15 protein-coding genes are annotated in these 14664 nt (G+C 68.2%); 1 reads left to right on the forward strand and 14 read right to left on the reverse strand.

The window, feature by feature from the left end; translation table 11 throughout:
* Positions 1–4: 4 nt before the first annotated feature.
* From K2W61_RS08355 to K2W61_RS08385, 7 genes are read right to left on the reverse strand one after another with little or no spacing between them, the layout of a single operon-like run.
* Positions 5–1450, reverse strand: a complete 1446-nt coding sequence (locus K2W61_RS08355) for an FAD/NAD(P)-dependent oxidoreductase (RefSeq protein WP_175135477.1) — start codon at positions 1448–1450, stop codon at positions 5–7.
* Positions 1447–1755 (reverse strand): (2Fe-2S)-binding protein, encoded by a 309-nt coding sequence (locus K2W61_RS08360; RefSeq protein WP_175135476.1) that lies wholly within the window; start codon positions 1753–1755, stop codon positions 1447–1449. Before K2W61_RS08360 ends, K2W61_RS08355 begins: the two co-directional genes overlap by 4 nt.
* Positions 1739–2896 (reverse strand): NAD(P)/FAD-dependent oxidoreductase, encoded by a 1158-nt coding sequence (locus K2W61_RS08365; RefSeq protein WP_236755429.1) that lies wholly within the window; start codon positions 2894–2896, stop codon positions 1739–1741. The genes K2W61_RS08360 and K2W61_RS08365 overlap by 17 nt, the downstream gene beginning before the upstream one ends.
* Entirely contained in the window at positions 2896–3696 is an 801-nt protein-coding gene (locus K2W61_RS08370; RefSeq protein WP_175135474.1) for an ABC transporter permease, read from the reverse strand. The genes K2W61_RS08365 and K2W61_RS08370 overlap by 1 nt, the downstream gene beginning before the upstream one ends.
* 1 nt (position 3697) lies before the next feature.
* Positions 3698–4564, reverse strand: coding sequence for an ABC transporter permease (locus K2W61_RS08375; protein WP_175135473.1), 867 nt, complete (start codon positions 4562–4564; stop codon positions 3698–3700).
* Positions 4561–5616 (reverse strand): ABC transporter ATP-binding protein, encoded by a 1056-nt coding sequence (locus tag K2W61_RS08380; RefSeq protein WP_175135472.1) that lies wholly within the window; start codon positions 5614–5616, stop codon positions 4561–4563. The genes K2W61_RS08375 and K2W61_RS08380 overlap by 4 nt, the downstream gene beginning before the upstream one ends.
* A gap of 55 nt (positions 5617–5671) precedes the next feature.
* Complete coding sequence (locus K2W61_RS08385) at positions 5672–6703, reverse strand: ABC transporter substrate-binding protein (protein WP_175135471.1); 1032 nt, start codon at positions 6701–6703, stop codon at positions 5672–5674.
* A gap of 235 nt (positions 6704–6938) precedes the next feature.
* Here K2W61_RS08385 and K2W61_RS08390 point away from each other — a divergent pair, with 235 nt between their 5' ends.
* Positions 6939–7736 carry a GntR family transcriptional regulator gene (locus K2W61_RS08390; RefSeq protein ID WP_175135470.1) on the forward strand — a complete coding sequence of 266 codons (798 nt, stop codon included), beginning with the start codon at positions 6939–6941 and terminating at the stop codon, positions 7734–7736.
* A 54-nt stretch (positions 7737–7790) separates the two neighbouring features.
* Here K2W61_RS08390 and K2W61_RS08395 read toward each other — a convergent pair whose 3' ends face one another.
* From K2W61_RS08395 to K2W61_RS08425, 7 genes are all read right to left on the reverse strand, one after another.
* Positions 7791–8624: an AraC family transcriptional regulator gene (locus tag K2W61_RS08395; protein ID WP_175135469.1), complete on the reverse strand. Its 834-nt coding sequence runs from the start codon at positions 8622–8624 to the stop codon at positions 7791–7793.
* 212 nt (positions 8625–8836) lie between these two features.
* Positions 8837–9775, reverse strand: coding sequence for a 2-hydroxyacid dehydrogenase (locus tag K2W61_RS08400; RefSeq protein ID WP_236755430.1), 939 nt, complete (start codon positions 9773–9775; stop codon positions 8837–8839).
* 93 nt (positions 9776–9868) lie between these two features.
* Positions 9869–10936 (reverse strand): ABC transporter substrate-binding protein, encoded by a 1068-nt coding sequence (locus K2W61_RS08405; protein ID WP_175135467.1) that lies wholly within the window; start codon positions 10934–10936, stop codon positions 9869–9871.
* Positions 10933–12105 (reverse strand): NAD(P)/FAD-dependent oxidoreductase, encoded by a 1173-nt coding sequence (locus K2W61_RS08410; RefSeq protein WP_175135466.1) that lies wholly within the window; start codon positions 12103–12105, stop codon positions 10933–10935. Before K2W61_RS08410 ends, K2W61_RS08405 begins: the two co-directional genes overlap by 4 nt.
* A complete protein-coding gene (locus K2W61_RS08415; protein WP_175135465.1) occupies positions 12102–13487 on the reverse strand; it encodes an FAD/NAD(P)-dependent oxidoreductase in 1386 nt (461 codons plus the stop codon). The genes K2W61_RS08410 and K2W61_RS08415 overlap by 4 nt, the downstream gene beginning before the upstream one ends.
* Positions 13484–13822, reverse strand: coding sequence for a (2Fe-2S)-binding protein (locus K2W61_RS08420; protein ID WP_236755431.1), 339 nt, complete (start codon positions 13820–13822; stop codon positions 13484–13486). The genes K2W61_RS08415 and K2W61_RS08420 overlap by 4 nt, the downstream gene beginning before the upstream one ends.
* A gap of 37 nt (positions 13823–13859) precedes the next feature.
* On the reverse strand, positions 13860–14654 hold the full coding sequence (locus K2W61_RS08425) for an ABC transporter permease (RefSeq protein WP_175135463.1): 795 nt from the start codon (positions 14652–14654) through the stop codon (positions 13860–13862).
* Between the last annotated feature and the right edge of the window lie 10 nt (positions 14655–14664).

The raw sequence follows: 14664 nt of genomic DNA on the forward strand, positions 1-14664 counted from the left end.
GCTCCTATTTCTTCAGGCGCACCACCGCCTGGCGGGATTCATCGGTCTGCGGCAGCGACGCCAGTTCGCCCAGCGTCAGCGGCTTGGTCGGGAAGCGCAGGCGGTAGTAGCCGACCTCGGGCACCGGCACGCCGCGTTCCTCGGCGATGAGTTCCGACACCGTCAGGCCACAGAAGCGGCCCTGACACGGCCCCATGCCGCATCGCAGGAAGGCCTTCATCTGGTTCGGGCCGCTGCAACCGAGCTTGACGGTCTCGCGCACCTGGGCGGCGGTCACTTCCTCGCAGCGGCACACGATGGTGTCACCGGTGGGGCGGCGGAAGGTCTCCGGCGCCTTGTAGAGCGTGTCGAAGAATTCGCGTCCGCGTACCGCCCGCGCCAGCGCGGCGCGCGGCGCGGCGGCCTCGTGGTCGCGCCGCGCCGCGTCGATGCGGCCCAGCAGATGCGCGGCCTGCAACGCCGCCAACCGGCCGCGCTGTTCGGCCGCCAGCGCGCCGGCGATGCCGGCCCCGTCACCCGCCATGCCGACGCCGTCGACCGAGGTCAGGCCCCAGTCGTCGACCTCCGGCTCCCAGCAATCCAGCGCCGCGTTCCAGCGGTGCTCGGCGCCGATGGCGCGCGACAGGTTGACGTTGGGCACCACCCCCTGGTGCAGCATCAGTTGCTGCGCCGGCAAGGTCTTGGTTACCCCCGCCGCGGTGGTATAGCGCACGCTTTCCAGCGCGTCCTGGCCCAGCGCTTGCAGCGCCGTCACGCCCTTGACGATGGGCACCGCCGCTTTGACCGCGCGCAGCAGCGACAGCCCCTTGCCCAGATAGGGCGAGCGCAGGAAGTCCCACACCTTGGGCAATGCCTGGCGCAGGCGGCCGGGCGGCGTGGTTTCAAGCAGCGCGTCGACTTTCACGCCAGCGTTCAGGTACTGCCAGGCCACCAGATACAGCAGCGGCCCGCAGCCGGCCAGCACCGTGCGGTCGGCCGGCACCACGCCCGCCGACTTCAGCAGGATCTGCGCGGCGCCGGCGGTGATGACGCCGGGCAGGGTCCAGCCGGGAATCGGGAACGGCCGTTCCTGCGCGCCGGTGGCCAGCAGCAAGCGCCGCGCGTGCAGCACACGCGCCTGGCCCGCCACCGAGTAGGCCACCTCGAACCCGCGTTCCGGCTCGGGCGCGGTACGCTCGGCCACCGCCCACACGGTCGCGCCCGGCAAGTAGCGCGCGCCCGACTGGCGGAAGGGCTCGACCAGCGAGGCGCCGTGCCAATAGTCCGGCCCCAGCACCGTGCGGTCGGTCACCGGCGTGGTGGTGATGGCGCGGTAGATCTGGCCGCCCGGCGCGGGTTGTTCATCCAGCAGCACTGTGTCCACGCCCAGGCGTGCGGCCGTGGTGGCGGCGGCCAGTCCGGCGGGGCCCGCGCCCACTACCAGCAAATCGCATTGCGTCGTTTCGATCATGCCTGCACCTTGCGCGCGCCCAACTGGCGCTCGATCTTCATGCCGTCACGCACGGCCGTCATGCAGCCCTGCTGGTTGGCCTGGCCGTCGATCGTGACCAGGCAGTCGTAGCACACGCCCATCATGCAATAGGGCCCGCGCGGCACCTCGCCCACCGCGGTATCGCGACAGGCCTGCACGCCGCCGGCGAACAACGCCGCGGCCACGCTGTCGCCGGCGCGGCATTGCAGTTCGGCGCCGTTGACCGTCACGCGTACCGGCGCGCCCTGCGCCTGGCGCTGCGCCTCGTCAAGCCTCTTGAACATGGAACCTCCGGGTCGAGAAGGGCGCCATGTCGTCGGCCAATTGGCCGGCGGCGATCATGGGCGCCAGTTTGAACGCGTGCGCGGCGGCCAGGGTGACGCCGCTGTGACAGGTGGCGACGAAGGCGCCGGGGCACGTTTCGGATTGCTGGTAGATGGGAAAGCCGTCCTGCGACATCACGCGCAGCGCGGCCCAGCTGCGCACCACGCGCACCTCCCGCAGCGCCGGCAGCGTGCGCACGGCGCGATCGGCCAGCGTGCCAAGAATGGGCAGGCCCACATGGTTGTCCACATAACCGGCTTCTTCCTGTGAATCGCCGATCAGCCAGGTGCCTTCGTCGGTCTGGCGCAGCGTGGACAGCGGCGTTTCCAGCAAGCGGCGGGTGCGCTCCAGCACCACGATCTGGCCGCGCTGCGGGCGCACCGGCACGACCAGGCCAATCTGTTCGCCCAAGGCCTTGTTGGACAGGCCGCCGGCCAGCACCAGCTTGCGCGCGCGCACCGTGCCGGTAGGCGTGGTGATCTCGAACACGCCGTCGCGCTGCCGGATTTTTTGCGCCGGACAGCGCGGCAGGTAATCCACAATCCGCTGTGCAAAACTCATGTGCAGCGCCCGCAGCAGCTTGAGCGGGTTGGCGATGCCGTCCACCGGTGTCCAGGTGGCGCCGCGTACCTCGGGGCCGATACCGGGCACCAGGTCCGCCACTTCATTGCGGTCGAGCAGTTTCCAGTCGTACTGCGCCATGCCGGGCTGCGCCAGCAGGGTACGCATGAAGGTGGCCCGCGCCTGCATTTCCTCGTCGCTCAGCAACACGTGCAGGCCGCCGCGCTGCTCCAGGTGCACGTCCACGCCGGTCTGTTCCAACAGTTCTTCCGCCAGCTGCGGCCACGCGCCAGCCGAGGCCATGGTCCACACGCCATAGCGTGGCAGGCCCATGCCCTTGCTTTGCACCCACACCAACCCGAAATTGCCGCGCGAAGCGCGATAGGCCACGTCGCCCTCGTCCAGCACGGCAACGTGGTCGAGCGCGCGCCGCAGCCCGTAGGCCACGGCAGAGCCGACCAGGCCGCCACCGATCACCACGGCATCGTAGATGCCGCGATGCGCTGGCGCGCGCGGCGCCAGTTGTTTCTCGTCCGTCATTAGCGTCCCTTTCCGACAAACAGCTTTTCCAGGCCCACGAAGCGGTCCAGGATGAAGATGGCGATGATGGTCACGTAGATCAGCACGGCGGACACCGCCGTCACCAGCGGGTCGATGGTGTCCTCGATGTGCAGGAAGATGCGCACCGGCAGCGTGGTGGTCGACGGCGAGGCGATGAAGATCGACATGGTCAGCTCGTCGAAACTGGTGATGAAGGCAATCACCCAGCCACTGACCACGCCCGGCAGCAACAGCGGCAACACCACGCGCCGGAACGCGGTCCAGTTCGACGCGCCCAGCGATTGCGCGGCACGCTCCAGCGCCGGGTCGATGCCGGTGGCCGACGCCAGCACCAGGCGCAATGCGTACGGCATGATGAGGATGACGTGCGCCACCACCAACCCCACATAGGTGCCCGCCAGATCCACGGTGGTGAAGAACTTCAGGAAAGCCAGCCCCAACACGACGTGCGGAATCATCAGCGGCGACAGGAAAAAGGCCACCAGCGCCTCGCGGCCGCGAAAGCGGTTGCGGGCCAGCGCCAGCGCGCTCGGCACCGCCAGCCCGATCGCCAGGGTGGCCGACAATGCGCCCAACCCCAGGCTGAACCAGAACGCCTCGATGAAACGGGGGTTGTCGAGAATGGCGCGGAACCAACGCAGCGACAGGCCGCCGCTGGGCAGCGAGATGAAGCCTTCGGCGGTGAAGGCCACCGCGCACACCATGACGATGGGCGCCAGGATGAACAGGATGAAAACCGTATGGAACAGCAGGCCGATCGGGCCATTGCGGAAGTTCATGTCAGGCCCCCGACGGATTGAAGACCGCGCCATAGCGGCGCTCGATCAACCGGTTGGCCGACAGCAGCACCACCACGGTCGCCACCAGCAACACCACCGCCAGCGCCGCGCCCAGCGGCCAGTTGAGCGTGTTCAGGAACTCGTCGTAGGCGGCGGTCGCCACGTTCTTCAGGCGCCTTCCGCCGATAATCGCCGGCGTGGCGAAGGAGCTGGCCGCCATCGCGAACACCATGATCGAGCCGGACAGGATGCCGGGCATCACCTGCGGCACGATCACGCGCCGGATCACGGTGAACTGGCTGGCGCCCAGCGACAGCGCGGCGGCCTCGGTCGACGGATTGATCCGCTGCAGCGAGGCCCACACCGAGATCACCATGAACGGCACCAGCACGTGCGTCAGCGCAATGCCCACGCCCAGGTTGCTGTACATCAGGTCGATCGGCGTCGAGATCAGGCCAATGCCCATCAGCGCCTTGTTGATCAGGCCGGTGGAGCCGAACAGCAATGCCCAGCCCAGTGTGCGCACCACCACCGAAATCAGCAGCGGCCCCAGCACCACCATCAGGAACAGGCCCTTCCACGGATTGGCCATGCGCGACAGCACGTAGGCCTCGGCCGTGCCCAGAAGCAGGCAGGCCACCGTCACCAGCGCCGCGACGCCGAAGGTGCGGGCGTAGATCTCGTAGTAGTAGCCGTCGCTGAAGATCTCGATGTAGTTCTTCCAGGTGAAGGTGGCTTGCATGCCGCCATAGAACTGGAAGTCGAAGAAACTGATCAGCAACACCAGCGCCATCGGCACCACCAGGAAGGTGGCGTAGACGGCCAGCGCCGGCGCGCTCAACAGCCAGGGGTTGGCGCGCGCGCTCATTGCGGGGACTCCTGGCCGGCCACGGCGCACATGTCTTGCGCGCGCCAGCGCAGATGCACGGTTTCACCTTCGGCCGGCACCGGCACGCCGTCGTTCTGGCGGATCACCAGCACCTCGCCCACCGATGTATCGACCTGGCACAGCCAGTGGTTGCCCTGGAACACGCGCGTCTTCATGCGGCCGGGCAGGGCACAGGCGCCGGCCTCGGCGAACAGGATTTTCTCAGGCCGCACGATTACCGCACCCTGGGGCACCGGCTGGCCCTCCATGGGAATGTGGGCCTCGCCGATGCGCGCGCGCACCTCATCCGCATAAGTCTGCGGCGTCGGCGTGAAGATGTTGGCCTTGCCCAGGAATCCGCCGACAAAACGGCTGTTCGGCGCCTCGTAGGCGGCGAACGGCTCCGCCACTTGCTCGACCCGCCCCTGGTTCATCACCACCACCCGATCCGACAGGGCCAGCGCTTCGGACTGGTCGTGCGTCACCAGGATGGTGGTGGTGCCGACGGTACGCTGGATGCTGCGCAGCTCCAGCTGCATTTCCTCGCGCAGCTTGGCATCCAGATTCGACAGCGGCTCGTCCAGCAGCAACACGCTAGGCCGGATCACCAGCGCACGCGCCAACGCCACGCGCTGCTGCTGGCCGCCCGACATGCGCGCCGGATGGCGGTCGGCCAGGTGCGCCAGGCCCACCAGCTTGAGCGCCTCGGCCACGCGCGCCTGCCGTTCCTGCTTGCCGACGCGCTGCATCTCCAGGCCGAACGACACGTTCTCGGCCGCGGTCATGTGCGGAAACAGCGCATAGTTCTGGAACACCATGCCCAGCCCGCGTTTGTTGGCCGGTATGCGACTGACGTCCTTGCCGTCGAGCACGATGCTGCCGCCGCTGGGTTCGACGAACCCGGCGATCATCTGCAAGGTGGTGGTCTTGCCGCAACCGGACGGTCCCAGCAGCGAGATGAACTCGCCCCGCTCGACCGACAGGCTCAGGTCTTCCACCGCCGTCAGGTCGCCGTAGCGCTTGGACAGGCGGTTCAATACGAGATAGGTCATGGATGCTCCCGCTGGCGGCGCGCCCGCGCCGCCGTTGCGTGCTGGTGTACGAACTTCAACGCTCGATTTCGCGCGTCCAGCGCTTGTTCCAGTCTTCGCGGTTCTGGTTGACCGTGTCCCAGTCGATCACGATCAGGGCATCGGCGCGCTTGCCGATCGGTAGCGGCACGCGCGGATCGTCGGCCACCTTGGCCAGCTTGTTGACCGGACCGTAGCCATAGGCGCTGGCCAGCTTTTCCTGCACCGGCGGGCTGACCAGGTAGTTCACGAAAGCCTGCGCCAGCGGATTGGCATTGGCCTTGGCCACCGGACACACCGACGACAACAAGGCATAGGCGCCTTCGCGCGGATAGACGAAGCCCACCGGGAAGCCGGTGTCGGCGAATGCCTTGACGCGCCCGCTGCCCCATACGGCGATGGCGGCTTGCCCGCTGGAGAACAGTTCCGTCATCTTGCCGGGCGAGGGTTCGTAGACCAACACGTTGGGGCCGATCTCGTCCTTGAAGGTCTTGAAACCCGGATCGATGTTCTTTTCGCCGCCCCCGCCTTCGCGGGCGTATTCCACCAGCGCGTGCAGGCCATAGGTGTTGTTCAGCGGCGGCACCACCAGTTGCTTCTTGTACTTGGGATCCTTCAGGTCCTTCCATGAGGTGGGCGGAGCCCACTTGCGTTCTTCGAAGACCTTCTTGTTGTACATGATGCCGGTGGCCACGATGCCGATGGCCACCGCCTTGTCGTCCTTGTAGCGGGCCGTGCCGTAGAGATCGTTGGCCGGCAGGCCCTGGATCGGCGCGCAGAAGCCGAGCGCGATGGCCTGGTACATCGGACCGTCGTCGATGATCGCCACGTCGATCTGCTGGTTGCTTTTCTGCGCCTGCAGGCGCGCCACCGTGTTGGTGGAGTTGCCGGCCACATAGTCCAGCTCTACGCCATGCTGCTTGGCGAAGGGCGGGAAGATGTCTTTGCGCATGATGTCTTCGAACGAACCGCCGTAGCCGGCGACCACCAGTTTCTGCTGCGCCTGCGCGTTGGCGCACACACCGGCGGCCACCGTGGCCGCCGTCAGGACTGCGAGTAACTTGCCCATGAAAACCCCCGTTTATTGGAAGAAAACTGCAAGAACTACCGATGCCGCCTGAATCCGGGGATGGACTCGCCGCTGAAAAAAAAGCGGCCCCGCTTGCCCCGCAACCTCATGTCCGCCGTACAATTTGTCCGTACATGAATGTCCGGACAAATAATGGATCCGCAGAGACTGTCTTGTCAATCGGTTATTGTCCGGACAAACCCCGATAGAAATAGGACAAAAAAAGGAGCCACCCATGACCCGATCCTCCGACCGCGCGCCCGATCCGGCCGTCGCGCGCGAGGCCCGCGGCCAGGCCTCGGTGCCGGACGATGAGGCCGGCGGCCCGCGCTACAAGAGCATCTACCAGCAATTGGCGCGCGACATCGGCAGCGGCCGCTACCCTGTCATGACTCTGCTGCCGACCGAGCATGAGCTGTGCGACCAGTTCGGCGCCAGCCGCCACACCATCCGCGAGGCCATCCGCATGCTGACGGTGGCCGGCATGGTGTCGCGCCGCCCCGGCGTGGGCACGCGGGTCGAGACCGCCCATGCCAGCACGCGCTTCACGCAGCGCATTTCGCAGTTCCCGGACTTGCTGCAATACGCGCGCAACGCCGCGCTGCTGGTGCAGGAAGTGCGCACCGTCAAGCTGACCCGGCGCCTGGCCGAGACGCTCGGGACCGAGGCCGGCCGTTCATGGCTGCATATCAATTCCATCAAGACGCTGGGCGACCAGGACACGCCGGTGGCCTGCACGCTGATCTACGCCGACCCGGCGCACTCGGACCTGCGCGCCGACATCCAGCCGCGCATTTCGCTGCTGCGGTTGATCGAAGATCATTTCGGCAACCGCATCCACGAGGTCAACCAGGAATTCTCGGCCACGCCAATCGCCGCGGGCATCGCCCGACAGCTCCATGTGGAACCGCGGACGGCGGGCTTTGTGATCACGCGCCGCTACTACGGCGGCGGCGGGGTGCTGCTGCTGGCCACCATCACCACGTTCCCGCACGACAAGATGAAGTACTCGATGTCGCTCAACGTGGCCTGACGGGCGCGCACGCCGGCGGCGGGTCCTGATGGACGCGGCCGCCGCCGCGGGCGCTTACTTCAGCGGCATGCAGATGCGCGTGCGCAATTGCGCGGGCGGCGTCGTGCGCGGGTCGTTCAGGTACTGCTCGAACATCGGAAAGTCGGCCGGCACGCTGCCGCTGCCCGGCAGCCATTCCGAGAACATCCAGTTATAGGCCTTGTCCATCTCGTTGTACGGACCGGTGTAGGTCAGCATGGCGCAGCGCAGGGCGGGAATCTCGAACCGCTCCAGTTCGTCGCCCAGATCGGCGTCGGGCGCGACCGGCATGCCGGCCATGGACCGCAGCCGGGCCGCGGGCACTTGCTCGGGATCGTCGAAATACACGCCAAAGCCAATGGCCTCGGGGCCGGCCAGGCCACGGCTGACGGCGAGCATGAAGGCGCGGGAGAAGACCGGGCCGATTTCCTGGTAGCTGCCCTGATGCGGCAAGGCGGCCAGCACGGCGCCGGGGAAGGTTTCGATGGTGATGGGGTACATGCCTAGCTCCTTGGGATTGAAGGGTCGGGAGCGGGTCGCGCGGTAGCGCCCCGGCGCAATGCCGAAGGTCGCGCCGAACGCGCGATTGAAGGCGGCGTCCGACTCGTAGCCGGCGCGCTGCGCAACGTCACGCAAGGAATCCCCGGTGCTGCCCAGCGAGACGGCCGCGCGGTGCATGCGGATGCGCTGCACGGTGGCGTTCACGGTTTCGCCCATCAGCGCGCGGTAGACGCGGTGGAAATGATAGGGCGACAGGCAAGCCAGGTCGGCCAACCGGTACAGGTCAGGGTCGGCGTCGGGGTGGCTGGCCAGCCAGCGCAGGACGGGGTCCATGCGCCGGGCGTAGGCGGTGCGGGTCTGGGGTTTCACTTGCGCGGCTCCTTGAGGAGCAATGTAGGCGGGGCGGGTTTGCAGATTTTGCGGTTTTTTGTGTGGGGGGGAGATCTTTTTGCGGGTGGCGGGCGGCGTTCTGTAGGCGCCAGGAGAGCCGAGCCGAGGGCGGCGCGGGGAAAACAAGTTTTCCACAGCCCATGGGGTTTTAGCGCAACGAGCCAGCTGTGGATAACTGCTTTGCCGGGTTTTCAGTAGCCGCGCGCGGGGTCGTAGATATTGGGCAGGGCCTCGCCGCGTTCGTTGGCGGCGATCAGCCAGGCGGTGTGGCGGGCGCGCTCGCGGCGGTCGGGGATGGCGGCGCAGTGGGGCGTGATGATGATGCCGGGGTGGGCCCAGAGCGCAGACTCGGGAGGCAGGGGTTCGGGGTCGAACACATCGAGCACGGCCTGGTGCAGGTGGCCGTCGTCGAGGGCATCGAGCAGATCCTGCGTGACCAGGTGGGCGCCGCGGCCGGCGTTGATGAGGCTGGCGCCGCGCGGCAGCTGGGCGAAGGTGTCGCGATTGAGAATACCGCGGGTGGCATCGGTGGCCGGCAGCAGGCAGACCAGCAGGTCGGCGCCTGCGAGGAACTCGCCGAATTGCGCCTGTCCGGCATAGGACGGCAAGCCATCGGGCAGGGCGCTGGCGCCGCGCGACCAGCCGCTGACCGGAAAGCCGACCCGCGACAGCAGGCGCGCGGCGGCGATGCCGAGATGGCCCAGGCCCATGATGCCGACGCGCACGTCGGCGGCCACGCGCAGCGAGTCGTAAAGTTCCCAGTGGCGGCGGGCCTGCTGGTCGATGGCGCGCTTGAGGTCGCGGGTCAGCATCAAGGCGCTGGTGAGCACGAATTCGGCCATCTCGGTCTCGGTGCGCGGCGTGACCATGCGGGCGACGGGCAGATGGCGCGGCCAGGCCGGGTCGGCGACGATGTGATCGACGCCGGCGCCCGCGCTGATGATGAGCTTGAGATTGGGGAAAGCGGCCAGGCGGCCGGGCTCGGGGGCCCACACCAGGGCGTAGTCGATGGAAGCGGGATCGACCTTATCGCGCCAGCCGACGATCTCCAGGCCGGGCGCGTACACGCGAAAATGCGCGCGCCATTCCTGCATGGCCGATTCGTCGCCGGACCTGATGATGAGCCGCATGCCTTGCCTACTCCGTTGCGGGCGCGCGCGCCCTGGGTGGGATCGACGCCGCGCTGCCCGCGAGCGCTCGCGGACGGCGCGGCGCGCCGGTCGTCAGCGTTCGACCGTGCGGTTCCAGCGCGCGTTGAAGGCCGGACGGGTGGCGTTGATCTGCTCCCAGTCCAGGATCTTGGCGTTGGCCATGTAGCCTTGGAAACGCTTGAGCGTCTCTTCGCTGCCGGCCGGCGGTTGAACCTTCGTATTGGACGGGAAATGGCCGCCCATTTCCAGTGCCTTGGCCTGCGCCTGCGGCGACAGCAGGTACAGCGCCAGCTTCTGCGCCAGTTCCGGTTCGCTGTTCTTGGCGATGACGCATTCGGCCACCATCAGGATCACCGAGCCTTCCTTGGGCTGGACGTATTCCACCGGGATGTCGCGCTTCTTCAGGCGCGCGATGGCGGTCGGGGTCAGCGGGAAGATGGCGGCTTCATTGGACTGGATCATCTCGGCCAGCTTGGCCGAATTGGGGATGTACTCCAGCACGTTGGGGCCGATGGTGGACCCCCACTTCTTGAAGCCGGGCTCGGTGTTCTGGTCGGTGCCGCCCTCGATGCGGTTGAACATCAGGAAGCCGTGCAGGCCGAAGGTGCTGCTGGATGCCGACTGGAACACCACCTTGCCCTTGAACTTGGGATCGGCCAGGTCCATCCACGAGGTCGGCGGCGCCCAGCCCTTTTCGCTGAACAGGCGGGTGTTGTAGCCCAGTCCGGTCATGCCGATATCGATGCCGGCAGCCATGCGGTCCTTCATGACGGCGGTGGGGTACAGATCCTTGAGCACCGGCGCGTCATCCAGCGGCGCACACAGGCCCATGGAAATGGCGCGCGACATGATGCCGTCATCCAGGAACATGACGTGCATCTGCGGCTTGTCCTTGAAAGCCTGGGCCTTGGCCAGCACATCCGTGGAGGTGCCCGGCACCACCACGATCTTGACGTTGTTGGCCTTCTCGAAATCCGGGAACACATACTGCGTGAAGGCGCGTTCCATGTCGCCGCCGTTCATGCCGACGTACAGCGTCTTCTGCTGCGCCATGGCGCCCGCCGATAGCGCGGCCAGCGCCAGGCCCAGCAACCACTTCCCCTTGGACGGGCGGCGAACGCCCTGTTTCTTGTGCATCATGGTGACTCCAGCGTTTGCTCACGAACAGGACCCAACCGAGCCACGGCGCCGTGAGCGGCCCCCGTGTATCGTCCGATGCCGAAGGCGTCGATGGGAATGGAAGACCGGCCGCGCACGACCAGCTCGGAAAGCACTTCGCCCACGGCCGGGCCGATCTGGAAACCCGCGCCCGACAGGCCAAAGGCATGGAACAGGCCCGGCACGGTGGCGCTGGGCCCCAGCACCGGGTTGTGGTCGGGCATGTTGCCCTCCACGCCAGTCCAGAAGCGGATGACCTGCGCGCCGCGCAAGGGCGGCAGCAGGCGCGCGGCGTTGGCCATCAGGGCGCCCAGCGCGTCGCGGCCGGGGCGGGCGTAGTCGGGCCCGGACGACACGGCGCGGCCGCCGCCGATGACACAGTTGCCGCGGGCCACCTGGCGCGCGTAAATGCCGCCACCCTGCATGCCCAGGCTGACGTCCATGAACGGCGGCAGCGGCTCGGTCACCATCATCAACGGATGGTTCGAGGTTTCGGGCACCGGCTCGCCAAAATCCTGCGCGAAACGGCCGGCCCAGGCGCCGGCGCAATTGAGCAGGACGCGCGAACGCACTTCGAGCGCGTCGCCCGCCCGCAGGATGAAGCGGTCGCCGTCATGGACCGCCGCGGTAACGGTGGTGGACTCGCGCACGTCGGCGCCCAGCGCGCGCGCGGCACGGCCGAAGGCAGGCGACACCAGGCGCGGGTTGGCGTGGCCGTCCTCGGGGCAGAACGAGCCGCCCACCACGTGCGCGCCGAGCCAGCCGAAGCGTTGCGCCAGCGCGGCGCGGTCCAGCATCTGCAGATGCATGCCGAATCCGCGCGTGTGCGCCCGATAGGCGTGCAGCGCCTGCATATCCTCGTCGGAACAGGCCAGCTTCAAATGTCCCGAGCGCACGTATTCGCCGTCGATGCCGATCAGCTGCGGCAGCTGGCCCCACAGTTCGTGGGCGCGACGCGCCAGCGGCATCTGCTCCAGCCCGCGGCCCTGGCGGCGCACGCCGCCGTAGTTGACGCCGCTGGCGCGCGCGCCGCACAACGCGGCTTCCAGCAGCACCACCGGCACGCCCAGGCGGCGCAGGAACAGCGCGGCGCTACCGCCGACGATGCCGCCGCCCAGGATGGCGACTTCGGTGTCGATGCGCTCGGTCATGGCGCGGCCTTTGCCGGACGGTCCAGGCAGACGATATCCACGGGAATGGGCTTGACCGGGGGCTGGCCGCGCAGGCGGCCGACCGCGTCGGGCCCGGCGCCGCAGGCATGCGCCAGCACCTCGGCCGCGCCGGCGCCGCACATGCGGCCCTGGCAGCGGCCCATGCCGACGCGGGTCAGCGCCTTCAGGCGGTTCAATTCATGCGCGCCGGTGGTATGGACGGCAGCCCGCAACGTGCCCGCGGTGACTTCCTCGCAGCGGCACACCACGGTGTCGTCGGCGATATCGGCGGCCCAATCGGCGGGAAACGGGAAAGCGCGCTCCAGCGCATCGCGCACGCGGCCGTTGGCGGCCAGACGCGCCTCCAGTTCACGCGCCCGCGCCGACGACGCGGCATACCCGGCGTCTTGCAGCAAGGCCAGCGCGGCGCGCTCACCCGCCCATTCCGCCGCATCCGCGCCCCCAATGGCGGCGCCGTCGCCGGCCAGGTACACGCCGGCAACGCTGCTGCGTCCCGCCGCATCCAGGCGCGGCGTCCAGGCCCGGTCCCGCGCATTGAAGGCGAACTCGCATCCCACCAGGCTGGCCAGCTGGGTCTCGGAGCGCAGCGACAGGCCGTAACCCAGCGCATCGCAATCCACCCGCCGCTGGCGCGCCCCCTGGCGATACACCAGCCCGGTTACGCGCGCCTCGCCCTCGACCCGCACCGGCCGCACGCCGCTGGCCAGCGGCACGCCGTGGGCGCGCAGCCAGGCCATGTAGTACAGCCCCTTGGCCAGCAGGCCAGGCGCGCGCAGCAGGCCGGGCAATGCCGCGCAATGGTCGGCCAGGCGCGACGTGTCCAGCACCGCCGCCACCTGGGCGCCGGCCTTGGCGTACTGGTACGCAACCAGGTAGAGCAGGGGGCCCGTGCCCAGGAAGGCGACGCGCCCGCCGATGGCGCAGCCCTGGTGCTTCAACGCCACCTGCGACCCGCCCAGTGTGTAGACGCCCGGCTTCAGCCAGCCGGGGAAGGGCAGGACGCGGTCGGTGGCGCCGGTGGCCAGGATCAGGTGGGTATAGGGCACGGGCGCGCTGGCGCCGTTGCACAGCACATCCAACGTCTTGCCTTCGGCATTCCATACCAGGCTGCCGGGACGGTAATCCACCTGTGCCCGCAGCGCGTCCATCTGGCGATGCAGGGCGTCGGCCTTGCGGTGCTCGAAGCCATACAGGGCCGTCTTGGGCCGCGCGAATCCCGGCGGCGGCTGGCGGTAGATCTGGCCGCCGGCGCGCGGCGCTTCGTCCAGCAGCACCGGCCGCAGGCCCTGCGCCGCCAGCGCCTGCGCGGCACGGACGCCGGCCGGGCCGGCGCCCACGATCACGGGCAGGATCATGCTCATGGCGCCTGCTCTCCGGCCACGGCAGCCGCCAGCGTGCCCGCCACCTGGGCGGCGGGCGGCGGCAGGCTGCGCAGGCGCATGCCCGGTTCGATGTACGTGGAACACGCGCGCAGCCGGGTGCCGTCCTCGCGCTGCATCCAGCAGTCCTGGCAAGCGCCCATCATGCAGAAGCCGGCGCGCGGGCCGCCGCCAAACTCCGAGACGCGCAGCTGTTCGGCCTGTGTCAGCACCGCGGTCAGCACGGTATCGCCGGCCAGCGCGCTGCAGGCTTTGCCGTCCAGCGTGAAGGCGACAGGGGGCCGGGCCGTTTCAGCCAGGCGTTTCAGTATTGCCATGATTGCGGGATCTCCCGTTCTGCTTGCGGCACGGTCTTCATTTCTGTCCCACCAGCACGCGATCGAGCCCATAGACGCGATCCAGCAGCAGCATGGTGGCCGCGGTCAGGCCGATCACCAGCGCCGACACCGCCGCCATCATCGGATCGATCGACTCGGTCGCATACATGTACATGCGCACCGGCAGCGTGATGGTCGACGGCGAGGTGATGAACACCGACATGGTCAGTTCATCGAAGCTGTTGATGAAAGCCAGCAACCAGCCGCCCGACACGCCCGGGATGATGAGCGGCAGCGTCATCTGGAAGAACACCGTGGCGCGGCTCGCGCCCAGGGACAGCGCGGCGTGCTCGACCGAACGGTCGAAACCCACCAGCGCGCCGATCACCAGCCGCATCACATAAGGCGTGATCACCACCACGTGGCTGAACACCAGCCAGCCGAAGCTGCCGGTGGTGCCCATCAGCGCGAAAAAGCGCAGCAGCGCCACGCCCAGCACCAGGTGCGGAATCATCAGCGGCGACAGGAACAGGCCATTGAGCGCATTGCGCCCGGGAAAGCGGTAGCGCGTGATGGCGATGGCCGCCGGCACCGCCAGGCACACCGCGATGCTGGCCGACAGGAACGCCAGCCACAGGCTGTTCTGGAACGCCTGCATGAAGTTGGAATGCTCGAACACCGCGCGGAACCAGCGCAGCGAAAACACGGTGGTCGGCACCGTCAACGTGGACTCGGGCGTGAACGCCACCAGGCACACGATGACCAGGGGCGCCAGCACGAACAGCACCACCAGGGCGTTAAAGAGCAGGGCGAAGGGACCGTTTTTCTGCATGATCGTTGCC

Source organism: Achromobacter pulmonis (assembly GCF_021733725.1).
GTDB classification, from domain to species: Bacteria; Pseudomonadota; Gammaproteobacteria; order Burkholderiales; family Burkholderiaceae_B; genus Achromobacter; species Achromobacter pulmonis.

Coding starts and splice junctions, on each gene's coding strand:
- K2W61_RS08425 (WP_175135463.1), bottom strand. CDS start 14,654: ATGCAGAAAAACGGTCCCTTCGCCCTGCTCTTTAACGCCCTGGTGGTG.
- K2W61_RS08370 (WP_175135474.1), bottom strand. CDS start 3,696: ATGAACTTCCGCAATGGCCCGATCGGCCTGCTGTTCCATACGGTTTTC.
- K2W61_RS08390 (WP_175135470.1), top strand. CDS start 6,939: ATGACCCGATCCTCCGACCGCGCGCCCGATCCGGCCGTCGCGCGCGAG.
- K2W61_RS08385 (WP_175135471.1), bottom strand. CDS start 6,703: ATGGGCAAGTTACTCGCAGTCCTGACGGCGGCCACGGTGGCCGCCGGT.
- K2W61_RS08415 (WP_175135465.1), bottom strand. CDS start 13,487: ATGAGCATGATCCTGCCCGTGATCGTGGGCGCCGGCCCGGCCGGCGTC.
- K2W61_RS08365 (WP_236755429.1), bottom strand. CDS start 2,896: ATGACGGACGAGAAACAACTGGCGCCGCGCGCGCCAGCGCATCGCGGC.
- K2W61_RS08355 (WP_175135477.1), bottom strand. CDS start 1,450: ATGATCGAAACGACGCAATGCGATTTGCTGGTAGTGGGCGCGGGCCCC.
- K2W61_RS08410 (WP_175135466.1), bottom strand. CDS start 12,105: ATGACCGAGCGCATCGACACCGAAGTCGCCATCCTGGGCGGCGGCATC.
- K2W61_RS08420 (WP_236755431.1), bottom strand. CDS start 13,822: ATGGCAATACTGAAACGCCTGGCTGAAACGGCCCGGCCCCCTGTCGCC.
- K2W61_RS08405 (WP_175135467.1), bottom strand. CDS start 10,936: ATGATGCACAAGAAACAGGGCGTTCGCCGCCCGTCCAAGGGGAAGTGG.
- K2W61_RS08380 (WP_175135472.1), bottom strand. CDS start 5,616: ATGACCTATCTCGTATTGAACCGCCTGTCCAAGCGCTACGGCGACCTG.
- K2W61_RS08360 (WP_175135476.1), bottom strand. CDS start 1,755: ATGTTCAAGAGGCTTGACGAGGCGCAGCGCCAGGCGCAGGGCGCGCCG.
- K2W61_RS08400 (WP_236755430.1), bottom strand. CDS start 9,775: ATGCGGCTCATCATCAGGTCCGGCGACGAATCGGCCATGCAGGAATGG.
- K2W61_RS08375 (WP_175135473.1), bottom strand. CDS start 4,564: ATGAGCGCGCGCGCCAACCCCTGGCTGTTGAGCGCGCCGGCGCTGGCC.